General features: G+C 31.6%; 19 protein-coding genes. 15 read left to right on the plus strand and 4 right to left on the minus strand.

The annotated features are described in order from the left end of the window. Window positions 1–263 precede the first annotated feature (263 nt). From ACE1TG_RS04285 to ACE1TG_RS04325, 9 genes are all read left to right on the plus strand, one after another. Complete coding sequence (locus tag ACE1TG_RS04285) at window positions 264–1,328, plus strand: MraY family glycosyltransferase (RefSeq protein WP_375051342.1); 1,065 nt, start codon at window positions 264–266, stop codon at window positions 1,326–1,328. A 99-nt stretch (window positions 1,329–1,427) separates the two neighbouring features. After that, on the plus strand, window positions 1,428–2,702 hold the full coding sequence (locus ACE1TG_RS04290) for a nucleotide sugar dehydrogenase (RefSeq protein WP_375051128.1): 1,275 nt from the start codon (window positions 1,428–1,430) through the stop codon (window positions 2,700–2,702). A 155-nt stretch (window positions 2,703–2,857) separates the two neighbouring features. Continuing rightward, window positions 2,858–3,571, plus strand: a complete 714-nt coding sequence (locus ACE1TG_RS04295; RefSeq protein WP_375051129.1) for a WecB/TagA/CpsF family glycosyltransferase — start codon at window positions 2,858–2,860, stop codon at window positions 3,569–3,571. Window positions 3,572–3,601: 30 nt separating this feature from the next. Continuing rightward, complete coding sequence (locus tag ACE1TG_RS04300; RefSeq protein ID WP_375051130.1) at window positions 3,602–4,732, plus strand: glycosyltransferase; 1,131 nt, start codon at window positions 3,602–3,604, stop codon at window positions 4,730–4,732. Window positions 4,733–4,972: 240 nt separating this feature from the next. Next, window positions 4,973–6,022: a glycosyltransferase family 4 protein gene (locus tag ACE1TG_RS04305; protein ID WP_375051131.1), complete on the plus strand. Its 1,050-nt coding sequence runs from the start codon at window positions 4,973–4,975 to the stop codon at window positions 6,020–6,022. Between the two features lie 746 nt (window positions 6,023–6,768). After that, window positions 6,769–8,313, plus strand: coding sequence for a murein biosynthesis integral membrane protein MurJ (gene murJ, locus ACE1TG_RS04310; RefSeq protein ID WP_375051132.1), 1,545 nt, complete (start codon window positions 6,769–6,771; stop codon window positions 8,311–8,313). A 1,280-nt stretch (window positions 8,314–9,593) separates the two neighbouring features. After that, on the plus strand, window positions 9,594–11,093 hold the full coding sequence (locus ACE1TG_RS04315) for a DUF6056 family protein (protein WP_375051133.1): 1,500 nt from the start codon (window positions 9,594–9,596) through the stop codon (window positions 11,091–11,093). Between the two features lie 11 nt (window positions 11,094–11,104). Beyond that, window positions 11,105–12,061 (plus strand): glycosyltransferase family 2 protein, encoded by a 957-nt coding sequence (locus ACE1TG_RS04320; protein WP_375051134.1) that lies wholly within the window; start codon window positions 11,105–11,107, stop codon window positions 12,059–12,061. A gap of 10 nt (window positions 12,062–12,071) precedes the next feature. After that, complete coding sequence (locus ACE1TG_RS04325) at window positions 12,072–12,464, plus strand: GtrA family protein (protein ID WP_375051135.1); 393 nt, start codon at window positions 12,072–12,074, stop codon at window positions 12,462–12,464. A 117-nt stretch (window positions 12,465–12,581) separates the two neighbouring features. Here ACE1TG_RS04325 and ACE1TG_RS04330 read toward each other — a convergent pair whose 3' ends face one another. Then, on the minus strand, window positions 12,582–12,707 hold the full coding sequence (locus ACE1TG_RS04330) for a transposase (RefSeq protein ID WP_375051343.1): 126 nt from the start codon (window positions 12,705–12,707) through the stop codon (window positions 12,582–12,584). Window positions 12,708–13,473: 766 nt separating this feature from the next. On the opposite strand from ACE1TG_RS04330, the gene ACE1TG_RS04335 reads away from it, so the two are divergent. After that, complete coding sequence (locus ACE1TG_RS04335) at window positions 13,474–13,602, plus strand: helix-turn-helix domain-containing protein (protein WP_375051136.1); 129 nt, start codon at window positions 13,474–13,476, stop codon at window positions 13,600–13,602. A 350-nt stretch (window positions 13,603–13,952) separates the two neighbouring features. Here the strand turns inward: ACE1TG_RS04335 and ACE1TG_RS04340 are convergent, their stop codons facing one another. Together ACE1TG_RS04340 and ACE1TG_RS04345 are read right to left on the minus strand one after the other, a co-directional pair. Further along, window positions 13,953–14,777, minus strand: a complete 825-nt coding sequence (locus tag ACE1TG_RS04340) for a sulfotransferase domain-containing protein (RefSeq protein ID WP_375051137.1) — start codon at window positions 14,775–14,777, stop codon at window positions 13,953–13,955. 250 nt (window positions 14,778–15,027) lie between these two features. Next, on the minus strand, window positions 15,028–16,446 hold the full coding sequence (locus ACE1TG_RS04345) for an O-antigen ligase family protein (RefSeq protein WP_375051138.1): 1,419 nt from the start codon (window positions 16,444–16,446) through the stop codon (window positions 15,028–15,030). 1,001 nt (window positions 16,447–17,447) lie between these two features. On the opposite strand from ACE1TG_RS04345, the gene ACE1TG_RS04350 reads away from it, so the two are divergent. Beyond that, window positions 17,448–18,338 (plus strand): PIG-L deacetylase family protein, encoded by an 891-nt coding sequence (locus tag ACE1TG_RS04350; protein WP_375051139.1) that lies wholly within the window; start codon window positions 17,448–17,450, stop codon window positions 18,336–18,338. Between the two features lie 666 nt (window positions 18,339–19,004). On the opposite strand, the gene ACE1TG_RS04355 is transcribed toward ACE1TG_RS04350, so the two are convergent. Continuing rightward, window positions 19,005–20,252, minus strand: a complete 1,248-nt coding sequence (locus tag ACE1TG_RS04355) for a glycosyltransferase family 39 protein (protein WP_375051140.1) — start codon at window positions 20,250–20,252, stop codon at window positions 19,005–19,007. 390 nt (window positions 20,253–20,642) lie between these two features. On the opposite strand from ACE1TG_RS04355, the gene ACE1TG_RS04360 reads away from it, so the two are divergent. From ACE1TG_RS04360 to ACE1TG_RS04375, 4 genes are all read left to right on the plus strand, one after another. Next, window positions 20,643–21,329 carry a glycosyltransferase family 2 protein gene (locus ACE1TG_RS04360; RefSeq protein WP_375051141.1) on the plus strand — a complete coding sequence of 229 codons (687 nt, stop codon included), beginning with the start codon at window positions 20,643–20,645 and terminating at the stop codon, window positions 21,327–21,329. A gap of 14 nt (window positions 21,330–21,343) precedes the next feature. Continuing rightward, window positions 21,344–21,691 (plus strand): DUF2304 domain-containing protein, encoded by a 348-nt coding sequence (locus ACE1TG_RS04365; RefSeq protein WP_375051142.1) that lies wholly within the window; start codon window positions 21,344–21,346, stop codon window positions 21,689–21,691. 4 nt (window positions 21,692–21,695) lie between these two features. Continuing rightward, complete coding sequence (locus tag ACE1TG_RS04370; protein ID WP_375051143.1) at window positions 21,696–22,067, plus strand: EamA family transporter; 372 nt, start codon at window positions 21,696–21,698, stop codon at window positions 22,065–22,067. 386 nt (window positions 22,068–22,453) lie between these two features. Further along, window positions 22,454–25,672, plus strand: a complete 3,219-nt coding sequence (locus tag ACE1TG_RS04375) for an SH3 domain-containing protein (RefSeq protein WP_375051144.1) — start codon at window positions 22,454–22,456, stop codon at window positions 25,670–25,672. The last annotated feature ends 6 nt before the right edge of the window (window positions 25,673–25,678 follow it).

Consider the following 25,678-nt stretch of genomic DNA (forward strand, 5'->3'; position numbering starts at 1 on the left):
TTCAATGAATGAAGGTTTTTAAAGTACATAATAAATATTTAACTTAATACCCTTTGTCTTCCCAAAAAATAAAACAATTAATCGAATAATATGAAAGAGGTGAACAGAATTTATAACTTTATGAATAACAACTCATTTAAATTCCAATAAAAATATTGATGTATTTTGTAAAATGAATTATTCTATATAGTAATGTTTGTATATATGAAATGAATAGAGTTATTCAATTAATAAAGAGAATTATTTATAAAGTAGGGGAAATTATGTATGAAACGACAGAACTTATAATTGGATTTATAATATCCTTCATATCAACTCTGATACTTGTGTATCCTACAAAATACTTTGCTAAAAGAATTGGTGTTATTGATTTACCTAGCTACAGAAAAGTCCACAAAGACCCCACTCCTAGCATGGGGGGATTTGCTATTTTTCTCGGAGTAATGATGGGTTTGTTATTTCTAACGCCTAGCCATGAATACTTTATGCAAATTTGTATAGGTGCTTTAGTTATCATAATTACTGGGGTCTTGGATGACAAATACACTATAAGGCCAATACTAAAATTAACAGGTCAAATTCTTGCAGCAGGAATTTTAATATACTCTGGACTTATAATAGAAAAAATAACCATCCCATTCATTGGTGTAGTTGAGCTTGGTTTTTTTAGTAGTGCTATAACTCTGTTGTGGATTGTAGGTGTTACAAATGCAATAAACTTAATAGATGGACTTGATGGCTTAGCATCAGGTGTTTCTACAATTGCATTAACTAGTATTTTTGTAATGGCTGTATTAGATGAGAGGACACTGGTTATATTTCTATGTGTAATTTTAATTGGAAGTAATTTAGGATTTTTATTTCATAACTTTTATCCTGCAAAAATTTATATGGGTGATACCGGGTCAATGTTCCTGGGGTACTCAATAGCAGTCATTTCAATACTTGGGCTATTTAAGAATGTAACTCTATTTAGTTTCATTATCCCAATTATAGTTTTAGCTGTACCAATATTTGACACACTGTTTGCAATGGTAAGAAGAAAGCTTAACGGCGAGAGGGTAATGGCACCGGATAAGAAACACATACATCATCAGTTGTTATCTGCCGGTTTCAGTCATCGAACAACAGTATTAATAATATACGGGTTTAGTGCAATGTTTGGAGTTTTAGCCATTGTGTTTTCTAACGCACCGTTGAATATGTTGTTATTTATTTCTTTTATTTTGTTGCTTATGCTACATCTTTTTGCGGAAGTTGTTGGAGTAGTGGGTTCTGGTCAAAGGCCAGTTTTAAAAACGCTGAAGAAGATTTTTAAGAAGACTTAACTACTTATTCATTAAGTTTTAAGATAAGTTAAATGTATTTTCTTTTATATTATTTTGATATACTAAGTACTATAATTAATAAGGAAAGTAGAGATTATAATGGAAAAAATATGTGTTATTGGTTTAGGTTATATAGGTCTGCCGACATCAGGCTTTTTTGCTAGTAAAGGATTTCATGTCCATGGTACAGATGTAAATGAAAGTGTAATTAATACTCTTTCTAGAGGTGACATTCATATAGAAGAGCCTGGGTTGGTCGATGTGATAAAAAGTGCAGTAGAGACTAAACAATTGACTGTTTCTACTTCTCCGGTTGAGGCAGATGTCTTTATTATTGCTGTTCCAACTCCAATTTTTGAAAACGAAAATGCGAATTTAGATTATGTGAGAAAAGCGACAGAAAATATTATTCCGTATCTTAATAAAGGGAATGTTGTTATTGTTGAATCAACTATACCACCTAGAACCATCGATGATGTAGTAGTGCCAATTATCCAGGAAGGTGGTTTCAAACCTGAAGATAACGAGGTTTATGTTGCTCATTGTCCTGAAAGGGTAATACCTGGTCGGATTATGATAGAATTAGTAGAGAACAATCGCATGGTCGGAGGATATACGAATGAAGCTGCAGTAAAAGCTGCTGAAGTATATAGACAAGTAGTTGATGGGGAAGTTTTTGAAACAACTGCCATTACGGCTGAAATGTCTAAGTTAATGGAAAATACATTCCGTGACGTCAATATTGCATTAGCAAATGAGCTTGCTAAAATTAGTGAAAAATTAGGCGTGAATGCACATGAAGTTATTAAATTAGCTAATATGCATCCAAGAGTTAATATTCATCAGCCTGGACCTGGCGTAGGTGGACATTGTATTGCAGTTGACCCTTATTTTATTGTTGAAAAAGCTAAGGGATTATCCCCGTTAATCCAAACATCAAGAAAAATAAATAAGTCAATGCCACAATTCGTAATAGATCAAGTGGATAAGCTAACTCATAATATCCAAAATCCAACGATAGCGGTATTAGGATTAACTTATAAAGGCAACGTTGATGACATGAGAGAAAGCCCAGCGGTTACGATTGTAAATCAATTAATAAGTAACGGGTATAATGTAAAATGCCATGATCCTCATGTAAAAAATGACGCTACTGAACTGTCTTTATTTAATTTAGAACATGCACTCGCTGATTCGGATATTGCATTAGTACTATCAGATCATAATGTTTTTAAAGAATTAAGTTCAAGTATTTTTGTTTCGAATATGAAGACACCTGTGGTATTAGATACGAAGAATTGCATTCCTGAAAGCGAAGAGCTAACACTGTATCAAATAGGAAACCTATCTGGATTGAAATCAATAGAAGGTTAATAACTTTAAAGAACAAGAAGGTGATGATAATATGTGTCATCACCTTTATTTTTAGCCGTTAAGAAAGCAAGATTTGCTTCAATAAAAATCCTTTAACGATAAACCCAGTTTATCTAAGATAATAATAAATTTTTAATTGAAAACAAGGTGATAAAATGAAAGAGAATTATTTAGGTGTTGAGGTTAGCAGTTATTCCTATAGTCAACTTACTGATCAAATAATTGAAGATATAAATAAAGATAGAAAATCTTTTATAGTAGCAATTAACCCTGAAAAGGTCTTAAAAGCTGAAAAAGACAAAGATTTATTACAACTGTTAAACAAGGCTACATATCAGATTCCAGATGGTGTAGGTATACTTATTGCTTCAAAATTTAGAAATGGAAATATAAACGAGCGGATCACCGGTATAGATATGTTGATGACATTATGTAAAACTGCTTCGGAAAATGGAAAAAATGTATTTTTATATGGTGCCAAACCAGGTGTAGCAGAACAAGCAAAACAAAATTTAGAAGCAAAACTTCCTAACCTGAGTATTGTGGGTGTAATAGATGGGTATGAAAAGGATCAGGAATCTATAAAAAGGCAGATTAATGATGCAAACCCAGACATTATATTTGTGGCTTTAGGAAGTCCTGCCCAGGAATATTGGATATTAAATAACATGGAACAACTAAATGTGAATATATTCCAAGGTGTTGGCGGTTCATTTGATGTCCTATCAGGTAATATTAAAAGAGCCCCTGCATTTTTTCGTAAATTTGGTTTAGAGTGGTTTTATCGATTGATTAAGGAGCCATTTAGAATCAAAAGGCAATTAAAGTTACCATTGTTTTTATTAAAGGTTATATTTTCTAAGAAGTAATATCGGGGTTGGTTTGGGGAGGAATACAATATGGAAAAAAGCAAAAATAGAATCTTGGTAATAAGTAACATGTATCCGGGGAAACAAAGTAATACATACGGGATTTTTGTTAAGAATCAAGTAGATGCAATTAAAGAAAACCTGAACGATGTAGATGTCGTGGCTGTTAAAGATCCGCGCGTAGGGAGATTTTTTGTTATTAAGAAATATTTATTTTGGTTAGTACAAATAATGCTAATTTTACTTCTTAAAGGTAGAAAATACGATATCGTTCATGCTCATTATGCATTTCCCAGTGGATTGTTTGGGCTAGTATTTAAGAAGATCTTCGGAACAAAGTTGGTAGTTACCTCGCATGGTGGAGACATTGACAAGATGTCAAAAAAGGGACCATTTATTTTTAATCAAACAAAAACTATTCTAAAAAATACGGATTCAATCATTGCCGTGGGTGAAGAACTAAAAGAAGAAATAATAGAAAAATTCGGTATTGAACAAGATAAAATTAAGGTAATGAATATGGGAGTCAACCGTGATATATTTTTACCTGTAGATAAAGATGAAGCTAAAGAACACTTAGGTATTGACCGGGAAAAGTTCAATCTTTTATACGTTGGGAATTATATTGAGGCTAAAGGGTTACTGGAACTTATTGAAGCATATAAAAATTTAAAAGTCACCTATCCCTTTTTGGAACTAAATTTAATAGGTTCGTTTAAACAAGAATCTTTCAGAAGGAAAGTTATGGATAAAATCAATATCGATGAAATTGAGGGTATCACGATACATGCTTCAAAAAGTCAAAATGAAGTAGCAAAATGGATGGCTGCTTCAGATGTTTTTGTCTTACCTTCGCACATCGAAGGTTTTGGTTTAGTGGCATTAGAGGCTATGTCTACACATACACCAGTTGTGGGGAGTGATGTTGGTGGTCTATCTTATTTGCTTGATAACGATGCAGGCATCTTAATAAATGCCAAGGATGTCACTTCTCTAGGCAAAGGAATCGAAGAAGTTATAAATAATAAGCATATCCGACAGCGTCTAGTACAACAAGGCGAAATCAAGGCTCAGGAGAATGACCAAAAACAGATTCTTATTCAATTATTAAAAACTTATGATGACTTATATCCTAATAAACAAGCTGTACAAAACAGCTAAAGCTGATCTATAATTTATTACATTCATGTCACGAGAAATTAATATAGCAGAAATTAATTCTAATTAATTTGTTCTTGACTTATTTAATAATAAATATAAAATTATCTATGTACTATAAATTCTGAATGGGAAAATAATTTTATATATAAATATAGAAACTTTTTAGTGTTTTCCTTCGTCTAATATTTTGGTGTACAATAAAACTTGTAAACAAAGGATCATTGATAAGGAGGGGCGTAAATGGAGTACATCGCCTTAATAGTAAGCTTTGTTACTACTGTTATTTTAACACCTGTAGTTAAGAAGCTAGCAATTAAAATTGGTGCAATTGATAAACCGAATCAGCGCAAAGTTCACAGTAAGGTTATGCCCCGACTTGGCGGATTATCTATTTATATCACTTTTATGGGTTGGCTGATTTTCTTTCAGTCAAATAGTGAATACGTGTGGTATCTGGTAATAGGCGGAACAATTATCGTGATAGTAGGATTACTTGATGATATAATCGAATTATCTGCAAAGGTCAAATTTGCAGGACAGATTCTTGCAGCAGTAGTAATTAGTACTGGAGTACAAATTGAATTTATCAATCTACCATTTGATGCAACATTAGAATTCGGTATGTGGAGTATACCACTTACAATCTTGTGGATTGTTGGTGTATCGAATGCAATTAACCTTATTGATGGTCTTGATGGGTTGGCATCAGGTGTTTCAGCAATAGCATTGCTGACTATATCAGGATTGGCAATTTCGATGGGGAACACTTTTTCAATTTTTGCCGGTTTAATATTATTGGGAAGTACAGTAGGATTTCTTCTGTATAATTTCTATCCTGCAAAAATATTTCTTGGAGATACCGGGTCATTATTTTTAGGATTTATGATTAGTGTGCTGGCAATACTGGGTTTTAAGAACGTAACTGTATTCTCTATCATTATTCCAATTATTATCTTGGGTGTACCGATTTCAGATACATTTTTTGCGATGATAAGAAGAATTATTCAAAACAAACCTATAACTGCACCAGATAAATTTCACTTGCATCATTGTTTATTAAAATTGGGGTATAGTCATCGAACCTCTGTCCTGATTATATATGCCATGAGTGCTTTGTTTGGGATAGCGGCAATTATATTTACGAAATCCACACTTTGGGTTTCAATTACAGTTTTAGTTGTCTTAACCTTAGTAATAGAATTAATGGTTGAGATTACTGGTTTAATAGGCAGGAAATATCGTCCGATTCTTAGTTTTTTCATCCCCGATAACGTGAAAGACGAATTATAATGTTCCTTAGTCTTTTGATTGAAGACTAAGGTCTTTCTTTTGTGTTTGATTGTAACTTCGTTAGAAGAAATATAATGATATAACGTTAGAAAAATTAAAGTGAGAGAAGAATGTTGAGAAGAATTGGAAACTATAGGACTTGAATACTTTTTGTAGAAAATCTTATTTATATCATTCTGGAAGTCTTATTTAATGAAGGAAAACTCTCTTTTACTTATTCCAAGTTTTATATAGTTATTATCGATAAAATAGAACTCTAATTATGTTTAATTCGATTTTTCTCTTTATATGAATATTTACAATAAGCTTTTTCATTCTCACAGCTAAACAAAGTGATGTATAAACCTATTAAAATTGTAAAAGTTTATAAAAGTCCTCCCAAAGTTTAATTAATTAAAAGAAGTGACTTGTCTTTAAGAAACTGTTTGAGCTTTTTCTAATAGCTACCAATATAATTTTCGTTCAAACTTTTTGAATGTAATCTTCCAATAACTATCTTGGTAATATCTTAAAGGTAGGCCATAATAATGTTACAATGAATTTTCAAAGATTAAATAACAACATCCTTTAGTTTTTAATTAATTTTATGTTGACGGTGTGATTAACAGTAATAGTATTTATATATGATTCGTTATAAAGATACATGTTATCGTTAGTTTGGCTTGAATCTGCTAGATATAAGGTAATATGCCGTCAAGTGCAGATTAGGGTATGCTATCATTATGTTTAACACATATTAACAAAGTTTGAAAGAGGTATTTAATTTGAAATCTAAACTGGGGTTAGCTAGTATACTGTTTTTGTTTGCAACTATAATTTTAAAAATGTCCGGATTAGTACGTGATATGGTTATCGCTTACTATTTTGGAGATAGCTATATAGCTGATGCTTATTTAGCTGCATTTATTATCCCTAATATGATTATCCTATTTTTAACAACAGGTATGAAAAATGCATTAGTACCAAGTTATATCCAAAATTTAGAGGAGAACAGAGGGAGTGAACATTTAGGGCAAGTATTTAATGGGACTGTGCTTATAAGTATAATTCTTTCCATCGCGGGGACTTTATTAGCAAGGTTTTATATACCAATTTTGTATCCTGAATTTAATCCTCATGCAAAAGAAATTGCTATCTGGGTATCAGTTATTCTATTCTCCTCCATTATTTTTGTGGGAATGAATGCTGTACTTGAAGCTTTCTTCGATTCAGTAAATAAATTTTCACTATCAATGGTTTCCCAAATAATTGTTGTAGTGTCTACCATTCTTGGAGCTGTTCTTTTTGCAGATGAGTTTGGCGCCTATTCCTTGGCAGGCGGATATCTAATTGGAACGGTTATTTCGTTATTTTTTAAACTGGTTTTAGTAATACCTAAGAAAGTGATGAAAGTTAGGAAGAACTTTGACTGGCTTGAAATAAAAAAGTTTTCCATAATATTTGTTCCAGTAGGTTTAACTGTGGCAGTTGGACAGATCAATTTAACTGTTGACAACATCTTTGCTAGTTATTTTGAGGAAGGTGTAGTTACGTATATAAACTATGCTAAAAATCTTGTCCATTTCCCTCAGGCTATATTTGGAGTTACAATTGGGACAATTATATTCCCTATAATATCAAAGGCTCATGCTAAGAATGACAATGACTTATTTAAAAAGGGAGTCGAAAAAGGATTAGTCATGATGTTTTTAATTGTCTTGCCTTCTATAATGGGGTTGATGCTATTAATGCCGAATATTGTTGAAATGCTTTATCAACGAGGAGCCTTTGGATCAGCTGCTACTATGTCTACAAGTGAGGTTGCCTATTTTTACTTTGGGTCAGTCTTATTCTTTAGTCTTCACAACATAGTTAATAAAGGATTTTATACTTTAAAAAAAGGTCACTTAATAATGCTAACAGGTATTTTTGCCATTATTTTGAATATCATACTAAATTATGTATTTACGCTATGGATTGGATATAAAGGAATCCCCTTAGCTTCATCTGTTATGGCTCTATTTTATGTAGGAACGTGTTTTCTCATTTTTATTAAGTTAGTAGGTGGAATAAATTTAAAATTTGTTGGAACTGAATTCCTAAAGGTTACAATTGCTACCTTGTTAATGTCTGCCGTAGTTCTGTGGAGCAAGCAGTTGTTTGGTGTGATGGGGAATACCGTACTAATAATTATAATTGTTGTTATTGGTTGTGTTACATACTTTGTAATAGCCGTATTGTTAAGAATAAAAGCATTAACAGTTTTGCTTAATAGATTTTCACCCAAGAAATTTAAAAAGAATTCTCACTGAATCTTTTAAGAAAAAATTTTGAAAAATAGAAATAGCAAGCTATTCTTAATATAGATTTACACAGCTTACTATTGATAAAATTAGACCTAGTACAGTATTTATTGCAGCATGAAATAATAGAGCTTGTAATGAAAAGCTTGAGATGGAAAAAGTGGTGTTGGAAGTAAAAATGAACATGGAACGAGGAAGAATTTCATCTAAGTCAACATTGCACATTTGGGCTTCACAGAGGAAAGACCGACTATGGCTTGCTCTCCATTCTAGTTGAAGCCGAGGTTACATCTGTTCCGACTGCCGAAAAACCTATTGTTAAGGCAATTACATTAAACGTAGAAAACAGCGTGGTCAACGCCGATCAAAAGCTTTAAAACCTGCCTATAGAACCGGTTGAATATTGTCTATCTGTTTATTGGCAAGCAATCCTAGTCAACACCCTATATATAGCTTGTACTAGACGAGAAATGTCTACAACAAAACAGGGTAATTAATTCAACTAGGGTTTTCATGTTAGGAGTAAGGAACGAGGGGAAGAGTCATGTATAGCCATAACCCCAATGTTATTGATTTAAAGCTATAAATTATCAAAAGCCATATTTTAGCACTTTGGTATAGCATATAGTCTCTCTATTTGTTGTAAATCTTTTTACCAAAAATTGTTCATAAATATTTATACATTTTTACTATCTATAAGACACCATTCATATAGTTCTATCCCTGTGGCTGAGCTTCCTTTATATGTTTTTCATCACCAGGTAAATAGACTCTGTTTTAAAATAATTCTAATATTATCTCTTCGCTTATAGATCTGTGAGTTCCCTTGTATTGTCAATTCATGATATCGATCTTGAATAATTTGTACAATTCTATCGAATCTTGAGCATTATTTTGTTAAATGGATCATCATTTCAACTTCATTTGATACTTCAGCTTCACAGGATTAACTCAACGTTATACAGATTCTTTGATATATAAAGCCATGTTTAAAAGGGTGGTGTGCTTATCATTTACCTATAATAAAAAATCCTGAAGTGGAATGGACTATTTTCCTATAAGAGTATATTTTTAAAAAGTAAGGCTGTTCCTGTAAAGTTAAGTTAATACTACTTGCTTTTTAGAACTTAATAACTTTCAATCAGTAGTTAATTATAAAACAAATTTTGTCTGTAATTATACTTAAATATATTACTAAAAGATTTATATTTCAATGTCTCTCTGTTTATGATAAATTGTAAAAGGTAAGTAAAATATATTTTGGATAAATATTGAAGTGAGGATATATGATGGAGAAAAGATGGTACAAATTTCGCGATAGTATGTCAATGAGTTACTTTGGGTTGTTATTTTTCTTTTTTTGTTTTATTAGCTATAACACACCTCTCACTCACGATGATTGGATGTGGGGTTCAAATGCAGGTACCGAATTACTCATGAACTTTTATAAAGATTATAATGGAAGATATGTTAGTAATACTTTAGAAATTATTGTTACAAGACTTGAATGGGTTCGAATATTAGTTTTGGCGTCATTTTCAACATTACTAGTGGTTTATACAGGAAAACTAATAGATTCCGATAATAAAACGATTATATCTTTAGTAGCCTTCCCTTTGTTCATGTTAGTCCCAATTAAAATCTATGCACAAACGTTTGGGTGGGTTGCAGGGTACGTAAACTATATTCCACCTATCGTTTTTCTTTTAATATACTTATCAATAGTTAAAAATATACTAGATGACGAAGTACCAATATACAAAAAACATTTAACTTACTTATTTATACCACTAGGAATAGTATCTCAGTTATTTGTTGAACATGTAACTTTGTTTTCTGTTTTTACCGGTGGCTTAGTTATAATATATACATATTACAAGCACAAAAGACAATATAGTGTACATTGGGCTTACTTCATATCTTCTATTTTAGGAAGTGTGATCATGTTTACAAACAGTGCTTATTTAAATGTATTGCAGGGTGGTGATAAATATAGGTCAATCAAAGAAAATATTGGACTTTTTGAGAGATTCTACACATCATATAAAGAAGGAATGTATCAAATATTATTCATTGAAAATAATTTAATAATCTCCTTCATTTCAGTTCTACTTATAATTTTCTTGTTAAGAACAAAAACAACTAAATGGGTTAATAATATCCTGAAGACATTAAGTCTATTTATTTTTGTAAGTTTTAATTTATTCTTACTGGTTTTAAAAGATATATTAGGAAACCAATATTTAGGTTCATATACAGTTGATTTTGAGGTTATATTTACTTTATTATTCTTTTTAACAATAATTTCAACTGTATTAGTTTTTGTAAAAGAGAATAAAACTAAAATACGATTATTTTACTATTTGTCTGGAATAGTACTATTAACTATACCGTTTGTATTTATTACTCCATATGGTCCGAGAACTGCTTTTGGTGCTTATACATTCATGGTGTTATTTTCATTAGAGTTATTGGTTTATATAAATCAGTATAAATGGTCTTTGAAATGTTCGATAAAAAAGGGATTATTTATAGTTAATACTGTTATAATGATAGCTTTCGGTCTGATCCTGTTTCTAAATGGAGAGGCAGACAGAGAAAGAATGGAGAAGTTAGAAAGGGCTTTAAACAACAATATGGAAACTGTACGATTAACTGAGCTACCCTATCCTCAATTTCATTGGCTGTCTTCACCAAGAAGAAAAATGCTGAAAATGTTTGATAATACTAATGAAATAGAAATAAAAGCAATTCCATATTCTGAGTACAAGAATAATAGAATGAAATAGTAGGTGTTTTTATGAAATTGTTGTCAGTAGTTATTCCATGCTATAATGAAGGATCCCATCTAAAGGGTACCTATAATGAAGTTAATAAAGTGTTGGAAGAAATTTACGTAACAAAGCGATATTGTTTTGAAATTATTTTTATTGATGACGGAAGTCAGGATGATACTATAAGTGTCATTAAATCTTTATCTCAACAAGACACTAATGTTAAATATTTATCTTTTTCTAGAAACTTTGGAAAAGAATCTGGTATTTTGGCTGGTCTTGAAAAATCAAAGGGGGATTTGGTTGTTATTATGGATGCAGATCTACAACATCCACCCTCGTTAATTAAGGAAATGATTCGACAATATGAACTTGATTACGATCAAATTATTGCAAGAAGAAATAGAACGAAAGAAAATTTTTCAAGAAAATGGATAACGAAATTATACTATAAAGTAGTAAATAATGTAATTGATGTAGAACTAACTGATGGTGTAGGGGATTTTAGATTACTGAGTCGTAAAGCAGTACAGTCAATCTTACAGATGCCTGAGTATAATCGTTTTTCAAAAGGGATTTTTTCTTGGATAGGTTTTAAGAAAAAGGTTATTGAATATGAAAACAAAGAAAGGTTATCTGGAGAAAGTAAATGGAATTTTAGGGATTTATTAAGCTATGCAGTGGAAGGAGTTATATCTTTTAACAGTTCCCCGTTACGAATGCTTATATATCTAGGAGTGTTAGTTACCATACTTAGTGTTTGTTATACTGGTTATTCATTTATCAAAATTACGATGTTTGGTATAGATGAGCCTGGCTATTTCACTTTAATTTCAGCAATCTTAATGTTGGGAGGAGTCCAATTAATTTCAATAGGAATAATAGGTGAATATGTTGGTCGAATTTACTATGAGGTAAAAAGAAGACCAAAGTACATTACTGAAGAAACAAATATAGAATCAAAACAAGAATTGCGGGAGTAAGAGAAGAAAAATGAGGAAACAAATAATTAAATTATTTTATAAATATCATTCGTTTATTAGATTTGGGATAGTAGGCTGCATAAATACATTTAACTATTATCTAATTTATTTATTGTTAATGTCCCTCGATATAGGATACTTAATTAGTCATACCGCTGGATTTTCAATTAGTTTAATTGGTTCTTTTTATTTAAATTGTTATTATACCTATAAAGTTAAACCAACTTGGAAAAAATTCTTTCAATTTCCTATGACGTATGTAATAAATTATCTGGTATCATCTATATCTATATTTGTGATCGTTGACATTCTTTCTATGAATAAATTTATAGCTCCAATTATTTCACTTCTATTACCAATACCATTTACTTATGTTGTTTCTAGGTGGATTTTATCAAAATAAATAAAAATGGATTTTTGCCATACAAAATTATAAAGAGATATGTATTAATATTTGATTCTAATGTTGGGGTGAGCACTTGGCTCACTCCTAATTTATGCGATTCGAACATTTATACCTTTATATTGATGATGTAATAAGACCTTTAACCGGAAACCGATCAAATTGATTTAAACTAAATGCGTTCCACTTAGTTACTTTCGTTTGGTTATTAATGCCCTCTACATACCCATTATGTAGGCAAATTCCAAAACTATTTCATAATCTTTTTCTGCCAATTTTGAAAGGTTTCTATTGTCTTTTCAAATCCCGCCGTACCTGAAGACCTAATAAGATCATAATACTGATATAAACAGTTCCTTAATTTCCTGTAAACTGTTGGGAGCCAAGTGTTTCTCCGGTTCAAACCATAAACGATACTCTTCTTTTAATTGATAAGCTGTTGTTTAAGTATGAATACTGCCATAAGAATTTACCACCCTTGACATGTTATTTACCACCAATTGCAAACGGAAATTACCATCCATTGCCAATATATTTACCGCAAATAGATAGAAGTCCTACAGGTATTATTTTTGAGAGCTGTAGTTTTTTTACCCTTCAAATATAACCAGGTATTGGAATATTAGATTCCAATACCTGGTTATATTTCATACCGATTTTTTATTTACTAATTCCGTATTAATTATCTCTATACCCCACCGAACAAGTTCATCAATATTTAATTCCTCATTCTCTTAGTAAGCGTCAAATAATTCCCATCTGAAAACAGATCGGGATTATTTGACGCTTACTATTATAGGTTACGAGAGTCAATGTGACTGATAAACTAAAGTATACAGTTTCCGCCAAATAAAAGTTAACACATTGCCAGATGTTAGTGCAGCTTTTATATGGATGCCCGAGGGCAGCCATATAAAAGCTTTCCGGCGCGAAAATAGTCATAAAATTAAAAGAACCATCACTGCTTAAAGGTAGTTTGATAGACTACAACAGTGATGGAGGCAAAAAGGTGGATAAGTGGGAAATGTATATGGATATTAAAAGATTAAGTAAGGTAAAGGTGGCTGAAAAACTTGGTATATCCAGGGTAACTGTATACCGTTACTTAAAACGTAATTCCCAGGATATGGTGGAATGAGTCACACAAGCAAAGACTAGAAAGAAGAAGTTGGATGACTATCAAGAACTGATTCTCTCCTGGTTACGTGAACACCCTGACCTGACAGCTACCCAAGTATTTGATTGGCTTATGGAGAAGTATTAGAAGCTGCGAGTAGCTGAAAGTACGGTACGACTCTATATAGGGGAACTACGCAGGGAATATGATAAGAAATGTTCGTAAGGACAATGTCATTTGGTATAATTCCAATCGATACAGCGTATCTCTCGGGACATTTCATATTTCATAAGACAAAAAAGGTTTTTAAGCATCTAGGAATTATATAGATTGGAGTAAGAGGTGGTTTATGTACCAACTTACTCCATATTTTAGTACCATAAATTATCATATCCATATTTTTGCATTTTAGTATTACATATAGTCTCTACTCGCAGTAAGTTCCTTTTACCAAAAAATTCCTTTTGATTTGTTTTTCTATTACCAGGTGGTTGGAACTGTATATTGACTTTATCTGAAATATCATTGACAATATTCAAAGAAAGTTCTTCAGCAAGATTTTCTATAGCTTCTTTTTTATTTTTTATAAAATCTTCATATCTTATTAAAATAAAATCATCAGAATTTTGTTCATAAATATCTAAACACTTTAACCATCTATAAGACATCCATTCGATATAGTTTTCACCTGAAGTACCTAACCACCTACTGTCAATAACTCTTTTCCAATTTATAGGCGCATTTTTCCATTTTTGTGGGTGGGATTCCTTTATATTTTCTTCATCACCAGGTAAATCGACTCTGTTTAAAATGCTTCTAATGTTATCTCTTGGGTCCCTAACAATAAACACATTTTTATTGGTATTGAAAATTCGTTTGATATCATCATATAAAAAAGTCAATGAAGGTTCTTTTATTATTTCATTTGAAAAATCATATTTATTTTTTTCCAAAAAGGTTTCAAAAGAGACTTCGTTACGGTGTAGTTTGCTTTGTACTGGTTCATATAACCCTTCAAGATCAATTGTGGTTGGTTTATTTGTGAGCTCTCCCAATAATGCTCCTATCGCTGAGGTTCCACTTTTTTGGTTTCCTAACACGAATATTGGCGAATAATTTATATTTGATATTTTATTTAGTCTATAATTTTTAATTATCCTAGGTGTGTGGTATATCTTTCTTAAAATGTTTATCATATTAAGTTCCTCCAGTATAAGATCATAAAAATACATTTACTGATAATTTTAACTTCTTCCGATAAATATTATAACCCTATATTTATAGTAGGGCAATCTATATAACATAAAGTGTTTTTCAATATGATATAGATGTGCAGTATAAATTTAGCTTATTAACGAATATTAGTAAATCAATTGTGTTATAATACAAAGCTTTAAATAAAATTAACATTGTAGAACGTCAGGTAATTAATGGACTGCTGTGTATTTAATTCTTATTTTTAATTGAAAAAGATGTATTATTCAATAATAATACTAATGAGATCGTTAAGTAGATGCTCACTGCAGGTGCAAATAATACATGTCCAGCAACAAAGGAAATCCCCATTCCTAATCCAGTGGATAATAAAAGTAGCAAGTTTTCTATAGTGAGAAAAGTTTTTGTGTTATAAAATATTTCTTTAAAGACGTTATAGAATGTGATGAATAACGGTAATAGTATTAATACACTACCAATTATTCCAAATGAAAAAAACAAATCAAAAAAATCCATTTCAATCATCTTTGAATCTTCTTCATCTTCATAATAACCTGCATAACCTATTCCAAAAAACTTTTGTAGTGTGTTTGATGCTGAGTAATCCAAAAGAATGCTCTCAAAGTAAACGTTTCTTGAGCTAAGTAACGTTCTTACTAGGCCTGATTCCGAGATAATACTTGTTGAACCTTTTTTTGTGTTTGATTCATCTTGCCTAGGTGTTTGTTTTTTGCCATCTTCTTTTTTAGAATCATTGTCATTTTCATCTATTGTCTCACTAATATTAGTATAATCCCCTTGAATATTATTAAATCCAGGTGAAAATGGTATTAAAAATATTAAAATGATAACAAATATGCCACTTAAACGAAGATGCTTGGAGTACACGTTTTTAATACCAGTCTTACTTATTTTAAGAGCCCATAAACACAGATTGAAGCTTGTAATTAAAGTTATTGTTACTATAATTGCTAGAAAGCTTACTTTTGTCCCAATGAATATTCCCGTAATCGCTAATAATAGTGCAGGTAACCAATGCTTTATATTTTTTAAGGAAAGTGTATTTTTTAGAAAATAAATGAATACTAGTGGAAAACATATAGCAACAATGGCACTTATTTCGTTTCCTGCAAAAAACCAACCAGAAAATCCTTCTTTTCCAAACTTATAGGTTGGGGTGGAAGTGTTTGTTAATATTGAAATTAAAAAGGTGGTTGCGAATATACTCATTGATATAGTAATTAATTTTATCATATGTTTCATTATATACTCTGAGTTTGATTTAGATTGAATGGCCAGTAAAATTGAACAAAACATAACTGAGTAGTAAAGTGCTTTTGTCGTAAACTGAAGTTCTTCAAAGATAAGGAAATTTGGTTTAAAAAAATAATTTAAACCGTTGCTAATTCCCATTACACTAAAAAGAACTGTTAGATATATTATAATATATTTTTTAAGTTGTGTTTTATGTCCAAAAATAATAAATCCAATAGAAATCGATAAAAATAGAACTCTAATTACAATTCCGATTGTAATACTAAAATTAGTATGCCTGAGTGATAAAAAAGTAAGTATGTCTAAGATAGGCTGTATGACAATAAATATTGATAGTAATTTAAAAAAGTGATTATGATTAAACTTTAATAACATTTGCTGCACCTCGTGGTTAATTTTATAAATGACATTTGTAAGTGTAATCTATTTATATTTTATTGTCTATAAATGAATAAATATTTTATTATCGTATAGATAATGTTTTTGTGACGCTTAAATTAAAAAAGGCTTAAGTTATTATATGGCCACAACTATCCATTTAATAAAATTTACTTCGTTAGGGAACTTCGAAATCTATAGCCTTTATTCGAATAGAATCGAGCATTATGTGGCCAAGTCTGTCTATCACTTTTGATAGACAGACTTTATCAACCACATTGGTCATTTTTTTCATTTCATTTTTGGTCAATACGGAAGAGATAGGGATTAGCCTCGCCTGTACTATCGGTATTATAAATTCGTATTATTTAAAAGTATACTCTCTAATGTTTACATCTATATTGTTTTCTATTATACAATTATAATTATTGATTTGATACATAATGGACTTATCACCTTATCAAAGGATTTATAGGAAAACTATTTCACTGGAATTTATAACGTGTCAATCCTTATCATAATGATAATCACCTTCCAGGAAAAATAAAATAAATTAATCCCAAAACATTAATTGGAAAGTTCTATAGAACACGGATTAGAGTCTTTACAAGTTAGAGTGTACTTGATGATAAAATTAGATCTAATAAAAGCTCAATCTAAACTCATCTTGACTTTTGACCTTTTTGTAAATAGTATAATTAAAGATGTAAATAAGTGTTTTAAGATATGAAAATTATAGTTAGAGAAGCATCAATAATAATGGTAAGAATTTGACTCTATTAATGGCAATAGCTTCTATTCAAAAAGGTATAGTATTTTAGGTAATGTGTGTGATGAAGGGATTGTTTGGAAAGGCTAAAGGGAAAAGCTGTATTACCAAATGTTTTGTTTACTATACGAATTCTGGAATAGACTGAATTAGGGCATCCCAAAAGATCATACCCATTTTTTAACATGAAACTAAATAGAAAAAACTCAGTTATAAAGGAGCAATATTCATGAAATTGAAAGATTTAATGTTAAAAATCATTAGACCTTTGAGTGTACCTTTAACATCACTTGTTTTAAAGTGGCATTACAAAGGGAGGAAACGTCTATCTAACACTGGTGATGTAAAAAAGGTACTGGTGCTAGCACCACATATGGATGATGAAACCATTGGTCCTGGTGGGACAATTCGTAGTCATGCAAACGAAGGTTCAGAAGTTCATTGCGTATTTATAACAGACGGTTCTAGTAGTGTTAGTGATCTTAGTAAGGATGAGTTAATAAAGGCACGGAAGCAAGAGATTGAAAATGTTAAGGAAATATTAGGAGTTAAACAAGTTCATTACATGGGATTATCAGATGGTCATGTAATAAGTAATCATGAATCACAGGATATAATGTTGGGAATTATCAATGAAGTAAAACCTGATCTTATTTATTCTCCACTTTTTGTTGATGCACATCCGGATCATACTGCAACGGCGAATATTTTAGCGGATGTATTAAAAAAAAATAACTACAACGACTATCTCGTACGTATGTATGAAATTAATTGTGCAATTCCACCGAATTATATTAATTGTGTAGTTGATGTTAGCAGTACTATAAAATATAAACGAGAAGCAATAGATGAGTTTATTTCACAAACAATTGCATTTGATGGTTTTTTAATCCTAAATAAATATAAGTCGAATTTAGTATCTAGTGCTAATCCAACAGCTGTAGAAGTGTTCCTGGAGTTAAGTGGAAGTGAAGTAGTAAAACATAGGCAATTACTATCAAATCAAACGAATCGCTATCAATATTTGTTTAAGCAAATTAATCGGGAAGAAACACTGCTATGGGCTTTATTTAAAAATTACCGTAGAAAAAAAGATATATACATGAGAATGTTTGAGTAATGATTAAGGTAAAAGAAGAAAATAGATTAGAAATCCTATAAATATATAAATCATAAAAAGAGGCTGATATTCCTTGGTGTTCCCATTTTTCGTTATAATAAATTTTTCTGATTCGTTACTTCCTTCGCTTTTTTTATTTCCAATCTAGCAGCAAAGCGACTTGATTCATTTATAATTTTAAAACATAAGGATACCTTCGATAGTTATTGTGTTGTTACTTTAATTTTCAGAAGGTATCCTTATTGTTTACTAAAAGTAACAATATTAAAATAAAAAAAGCGTGGTATCTTCACCATTTTATAATGGTGGGTACCACACTTTTTTTTATTTACAGCTGGGGGTTTTGTCCCAGCTACTTTTTTTGCTAAATTTTTTAGTTCTTAAATAATTATTCTTTTCAGTGAAGTCTGGCCTTTTCTATACACAATAATATTTAAAAGAAGTATGTTGAAACATGATGCTTTATTAGTTATGGAGAAAGAGTAATTAAAAACTAAACTACTGATTACAGAAGAATATTCAATCTTGATTACATTAAAAAACGGTACAAACTAGTAAATCCGATTTGAATTATATAATAAATACATAAACTCTTTATTGATCTACCTAAGAAGTCCCGTATTAGTTTTAATTAAGTACTAACTCAGCTTTCTAATATCATCATACTTAGGAGGTTGGGGTAACCTTTTTTCTTTTAATTAATCCCAACAAGAATTCAATAAAGGTTACAACGCCGTAACTAACTAAGATGCAAAGTAATGGAATTGCTACAAAGCCATATCTTGTTGTTGGTAGGAACATATTTGATATCGCAATATAGCCAAGTAGAACTAGAAAGATACATAGCGCCCGCTTGTGTTTCAATGCTAAGAAGCCAGTTAAAAAACCACCCAACACTATAAAGAAGTGATGAATATACATCAGCTTACGAATAGCAGGGTCAATAACACTATTATAAGTAGAAATATTTGCAGGACTATTGAATAACCACATTGTTTTACCGAGAGTGAACCAAGAAAAGTAAAGTTCAAATTGAGTCTTGAAGCCCTCTTTAATTCTCATTATGGCATATTCTTTTTGCGGGATATCTCGTTCTCTTACAACCGACATAATGTCTTTTTGGAAATCCTCAAGGTAATAAGGGTTTGTCCCAGCTAACATCGGATTACCAGCATGGTTTGAAAAAACATGTGCTTTTCCATATATACCAAAGTTCCGAATAACCCATGGCAGAATAATCAATAGTGGCCCTATACACCAGAGAAGACCAATTTGAATTGCCTGCTTAAATCCAACTTTAATAAAAACAATTATGGCTGCAAATAACAACAAAGGGGCGGGGGATGAACGCCACATAATCATCAGAGAAGCCAGAATTCCAAATAAAATGTGCCAGCGATATTTTTTTTTCTCTAGTGCTATTATAAAGATAAAAATAGAAAGGTAAAACATAAAAGTCGCTGGAGTTTCGGTTAAAAAAGTCCTGAAATAATGGAGTGGACTAATATAAGTTGCTAATAAAAGGGCAGAAAGCAGTGCTATCAACTCTTTTTTAAAAAGCCTTTTCGGAATTAAATATGCAAGAAGTATAGTTCCGATGCTTAACACCATATTAACAATCTGAGTTAGAGTTTCGTGATTAAGGTTAACCCACTCCGATATTTTAAATACCACTACCAAATAAAAAGGATGTGAAGGTGTTACATAAGCATTTGGTTTTTCTGAATTATAACCATAAATACTTTCATTTATGATTTGAAAAGCCATTTTTTCATATTTTCCAGCATCCCTAGGGGTTGGGTCTGCAGGGTTAACGATTAAGAATAATAAATGCAGACATAAAGAAAAAATTATAATTAGAATAATTGGGATATGCTTCTTATTAAAAGTAGGTAAGATATGCTGTAAATTCATGTGAATCTCCTTCCGTCAATTAAATCAAAGACAATTTTACCATCTTTTTGTAATAAATGATAGCAAAGTGTGAATTAGTCCGTATGATTAGATGTAAGAAAGAAGGAGATCCAAGGTAAGCTGATTATGGCAGGTAAAAGTGGTTTCTTAGGATCATGATACTTTAGCCAGATAGTTTGAAATCTGCAACAGTACAGTAAAATAACGGGCGAAAGTTATAATATAGAGAAACTGTAATAGCGTAAAAAATAGGGAATTGTATAAACAACTTCCGAATAGTCTCTATACAAATGATGACCCTGTATTGATTTTCGCTAAAATTACTAGTATAATTTTTTTTGTTATAAACTCAGCCGTATATCATAGTAGTCACCGAAAGGAAAGAATAGTATGAGTGATGTATTAGTTATAATTCCTGCCTATAATGAGGAAAAATCTATTTTTCAAACCGTTACAAAATTAAGGAACTATAATGATTATGATTATATTGTAATAAATGATGGTTCAAAAGATTCGACAGAGGCAATTTTACATCATAATGAACTTCCTTATATAAATTTACCAGTTAACCTTGGTATAGGTGGAGCGATGCAGACAGGTTTTCGCTATGCTAGAAAAAAGGGGTACAAGTACGCTATACAATTAGATGCGGATGGTCAACATGATCCGAATGATTTGCAAATGTTGGTGGATGCAATACAATTGGGCAATCAAGACATGATCATAGGTTCAAGGTTTGTTGAAAAAAGTCAATATAAAGGAAGTAGTGTACGACGAGTTGGTATCTATTATTTTTACTATTTAATACTTTTTCTAACAGGTAATAAAATTACAGACCCAACTTCTGGATATCGTATAATTAATAAAGAAATTATAAAAGAATTTGCAAACTATTATCCAGTAGACTACCCCGAGGTTGAGGTATTGGTTGATTTAGCAAAGAAAAAGTTTAGTGTTAAAGAAATTAAAGTAGAAATGAACAATCGTCAGGGGGGGACATCTTCAATCACTCCTGTTAAATCCATTTACTACATGATAAAGGTATCCTTTTTCTCACTAATTCGTAGAGTCCTTTAGGAGGCAGTTATAATATGGTTCAAATTATTAGTTTGACGGCAGCCATTATCTTTTTCTTACAGGTTGTCTTTTATACAAGTAAGAAAAAATTACAAGATCAACAGGCTTTTTTCTGGATTATGATTGCAGGCGGTGGAATCTTAATTGCGGCATTTCTTCCTCTATTGAATAATTTTGCATCACTTGTGGGAATTTCGTATATGCCAACGCTTGTCTTTATGTTTGCCTTTTTAATAGTAGTAAATATTTTAATTTATCAAACAAGGTTATTATCTAGTCATCAAGAAAAAATTAAAACACTTGCACAAGAAATAGCTTATATTAACCATGAATTAAACAAAAAAAATAGCAGAGAGGAATAATCTTATGAGCTTTTTAAATGCTGCATTAATACTTACCAACACAATTATTCTTGTTTCAGGTCAATTTTTGTGGAAGTTTGGATTGCAGCACACACCACCTAGTTTCGCTAGTGTTGGAAGTATCATTAAAATGTTTTTTAACCCCTTCATCTTTAGTGGGCTAGTGATGTATGGGTTGGCAACTATTTTGTGGCTGTATATTCTTACAAGAGTACCATTGAGTATTGCTTATCCTCTACAGAGCATAGCATATGTTCTGGCTGTTTTTGGTGCCTTTTTTGTATTTGATGAGCCTTTAACCACATTCAAAATAATAGGTGTTTTACTTATTGTTGCAGGTGTTTCGTTAATAGGTGTTGCAGGAAATCAAATATAGAAACTCAAAATAATCTATTATAAACAGGCTGTCGAAAATGTCTCGGCGGCCTGTTTTTATCTGAGTTTTCTATCGATTTACCGCGTTAATTTGGTATACAAGTACAAAGATGGCGAACAAGTTCTATTCACCACAGTGTACCTGGACATGAAAAGGGCATATCCAGTTTAGGATAGACTCATAGGAGTTTATTTTAATCATAACATCTCATTGAATATTTATACTAAAGACTACAATGTAAAAACAACTACTTACTGTACAAGTAAATTTATTTAATATATTTTTTACGATTAAGATATGGATTATTTTTCATTAATCCTATAGAATGGTAATAGCAATTTCTTTTCATTGATAGAGTAATTGCAGAATAAAAATACATCATAGGAGTGATTTATAAATTGCTAGGTTTGCAAAATAGGAAAAAGCAAGGGTCTTTGATTAGTGGTCTTTTTTTACTTCTGTTAGCTTTAATTTTATTTTCTCCCAATGTAGTTGGCGCGACAGAAAATATTTTTAATGAAAAAGAAGAGGTAGTTTTCAAAAAAACATTAGTCAAAGAACAAATAGCTGTTTTTAAAGAAGAATTTGGTAAAGTAGGAACGCTTAATCCTGACACGGTTATCTATACATCAAAGAAAAATGAAAATACAATGATTTTGCAATGGGGTCTGGGGTATGCCTATTTCACACTTCCTCAGGACAACACCAAGGAAGTTATAGAGGTAGATAATACAAATACTAAATCTTTTAGTGTGCAAGATTTAGAGAATTTTAAATACTATACTACCAAAAAAGATATTAAGATATTTCTAGATCCAGAGTTAAATAATTTTATTGGTGAGATAAAAGCAAATCAAAAGGTTTCGATAATTTCCTCTGATGAGCAACGTATAGAATTGCGAATTGGCCTTAATAGTTTTTATGTTAAGGTTGATAATGCTGAATCTTTCGAACAGGTTAAAGATAATGAATCTGACAATCTATTAAAGCCACAAGACAAAACTCAAGAACAGGATACTACAGAAGAAGAACAACAAGATACAGCTAAAAAGGAATCTTCCTCAACTAATACAGATACAGACGAGAGCATAAAACAAAAAGAAGAGGAAAAATTCACCACTGATAAAGATTCACAGTTAAATGATAAGCAAAGAAATCAACAAAATAAAGACTTAACAACAAAAACGTTAAATACTTTAGAGGCGAACTTAAACTTTTCTTCGAATGATGAATACTTTAAAGTGACCCAAGACAACGTAGCAATTGTTGATAGTAGTTCAGGAAGTAAAGTAAATGTAGGAAAACTACAAAAAGGTGAGGTCTTTAAACGCGTAGGAAGTACGGGAAATTGGCATGTAATAAAATATGCTGATAAATACGTTTACATCTGGAAAGACGCAACCAAACCAGCAAGCCGTGGTGAAGAAACTAACTGGACGAACGGTTCAAATCATACAATGGATGCCGAAGCACTTACTGATCTTCCAGTATATGACAACAGCAATGGTTCATTAGATTCTTTTGCGATGATTGATGAAGGGCAAACATTTAAATATGTAAGGCAAGCAGGAAATTGGATGATAGTTGAGATAGGTGGAAGAGAAGGATATGTTTATGCCCCAGCAGTAAAGAGAACATTTAATACAAGCGATCAGTATTTTGAGGTAATACAGGGTAATGTATCAATAGTTGATAGTAGTTCAGGTAGTAAATTAAATGTAGGAAAACTACAAAAAGGTGAGGTCTTTAAACGCGTAGGAAGTACGGGAAATTGGCATGAAATAAAATATGCTGATAAATACGTTTACATCTGGAAAGACGCAACCAAACCAGCAAGACGTGGTCAAGAAGCTAACTGGACGAACGGTTCAAATCATACAATGGATGCCAAAGCACTTACCGATCTTACAGTATATGACAACAGTAGTGGTTCATTAGATTCTTTTGCGATGATTGATGAGGGGCAAACATTTAAATATGTAAAACAAAAAGGTAATTGGATGATAGTTGAGGTAGGAGGAAGAGAAGGATATGTATATGCCCCAGCAGTAGAGCGATCATTTAGTGCAGGCGATCAATACTTTGAGGTAATACAGGATAATGTATCAATAGTTGATAGTAGTTCAGGAAGTAAAGTAAATGTAGGAAAACTACAAAAAGGTGAGGTTTTTAAACGCGTAGGAAGTACGGGAAATTGGCATGAAATAAAATATGTTGGTAAATACGTTTACATCTGGAAAGACGCAACTAAGCCAGCAAATTCTGCAAACGAATCAAATTGGACAGATGGTGAGTTAAATCATACTAAATATGGTGAAGCCCTTTCTAATTTGACAGTATATGACAACAGCAGTGGGTCATTAGATTCTTTTGCTAAAATCTTTAAAGGGCAAACTTTTAATTATGTAGAACAAAATGGTAAATGGATGCTTGTTGAGATAGGCGGAAGAGAAGGACATGTTTATGCCCCAGCAGTAGAGGATGGAAAATCTTATACCGAATATGATATATCTTTAGAAGATGCATGGAATATGCAGCGTAAGTTATTAACACCTCCGCAGACAGACAAATATCGGAACGAACCTGCGTATGTCCGTAGTAACTTAATAGAATTTGTAGATACTGCTTATATAACTGGGGATGAGGTTAATTTGCGAAACGCACCACATTTTGGTGATAATATTTCTACCCAAGTTAACAGTGGTACCCCTATTATTATTCTGGGTAATGTAAAAGGTGACGAACACGCGGGAAGTACAAATTGGTATAAAATTGAATATGATGGTAATACATTATATGTCCATTCATCTTTAGCAAATCCGAATGGTGAGATAGCAAGGACGACCGATGATGTCAATATACGTGCCGACAAAGGAACTAACACACACATTTATGATACTGTTGCAGAGGGAAGTTCATTAAATATTACTGAAAAAGGTAGTACGTGGCATAAAATAAGTTATGGTGCATGGCGGAATGCAACAAAAAATGACACCATTGAACAAATGGACCCGTCCAACTTTATTAATGACACGAAACTGAAGTTCCAGTTTCTTAATCTTTCCAGAACAACTGATACATCTGTCAGCCTTTTAAATTCTTATTTGAGTGGAAAAGGAACATTGGAAGGTGAAGGTGCAGCATTTATTGATGCTGGTGAGAAGTATGGTGTCAATGAAGTATATTTGATGTCTCATGCAGTACATGAGACAGGAAATGGGGGATCACCACTTGCACAGGGAGTCAGTTATAATGGAAGAACCGTTTATAACATGTATGGAATAGGGGCATATGATGGTTGTGCAATATCATGTGGTGCCAAAAAAGCTTATGAGGAAGGTTGGTTTACACCTGAGACAGCAATTATAGAAGGCGCAGCATTTATTGGAAACAATTATATAAAGGGTGAAAATGATGCAGGTACAGTTCAAAACACATTATATGAAATGCGTTGGAACCCTAAAGCAATGGACAAGTTTGGATATGCAACACACCAATATGCCACTGACATCGGATGGGCTTCCAAGCAGGTGGAGACAATGTATGATTTGTATCAATCACTTGGGATAAGTAAACTATATTTGGAAATACCTGTCTATAAATAAGGTATC

Source organism: Virgibacillus sp. JSM 102003 (assembly GCF_041949995.1).
Lineage (GTDB): Bacteria > Bacillota > Bacilli > Bacillales > Amphibacillaceae > Lentibacillus.

Coding starts and splice junctions, on each gene's coding strand:
- ACE1TG_RS04295 (WP_375051129.1), top strand. CDS start 2,858: ATGAAAGAGAATTATTTAGGTGTTGAGGTTAGCAGTTATTCCTATAGT.
- ACE1TG_RS04350 (WP_375051139.1), top strand. CDS start 17,448: ATGAAATTGAAAGATTTAATGTTAAAAATCATTAGACCTTTGAGTGTA.
- ACE1TG_RS04370 (WP_375051143.1), top strand. CDS start 21,696: ATGAGCTTTTTAAATGCTGCATTAATACTTACCAACACAATTATTCTT.
- ACE1TG_RS04325 (WP_375051135.1), top strand. CDS start 12,072: ATGAGGAAACAAATAATTAAATTATTTTATAAATATCATTCGTTTATT.
- ACE1TG_RS04345 (WP_375051138.1), bottom strand. CDS start 16,446: ATGTTATTAAAGTTTAATCATAATCACTTTTTTAAATTACTATCAATA.
- ACE1TG_RS04290 (WP_375051128.1), top strand. CDS start 1,428: ATGGAAAAAATATGTGTTATTGGTTTAGGTTATATAGGTCTGCCGACA.
- ACE1TG_RS04305 (WP_375051131.1), top strand. CDS start 4,973: ATGGAGTACATCGCCTTAATAGTAAGCTTTGTTACTACTGTTATTTTA.
- ACE1TG_RS04320 (WP_375051134.1), top strand. CDS start 11,105: ATGAAATTGTTGTCAGTAGTTATTCCATGCTATAATGAAGGATCCCAT.
- ACE1TG_RS04355 (WP_375051140.1), bottom strand. CDS start 20,252: ATGAATTTACAGCATATCTTACCTACTTTTAATAAGAAGCATATCCCA.
- ACE1TG_RS04315 (WP_375051133.1), top strand. CDS start 9,594: ATGGAGAAAAGATGGTACAAATTTCGCGATAGTATGTCAATGAGTTAC.
- ACE1TG_RS04285 (WP_375051342.1), top strand. CDS start 264: ATGTATGAAACGACAGAACTTATAATTGGATTTATAATATCCTTCATA.
- ACE1TG_RS04365 (WP_375051142.1), top strand. CDS start 21,344: ATGGTTCAAATTATTAGTTTGACGGCAGCCATTATCTTTTTCTTACAG.
- ACE1TG_RS04360 (WP_375051141.1), top strand. CDS start 20,643: ATGAGTGATGTATTAGTTATAATTCCTGCCTATAATGAGGAAAAATCT.
- ACE1TG_RS04300 (WP_375051130.1), top strand. CDS start 3,602: ATGGAAAAAAGCAAAAATAGAATCTTGGTAATAAGTAACATGTATCCG.
- ACE1TG_RS04340 (WP_375051137.1), bottom strand. CDS start 14,777: ATGATAAACATTTTAAGAAAGATATACCACACACCTAGGATAATTAAA.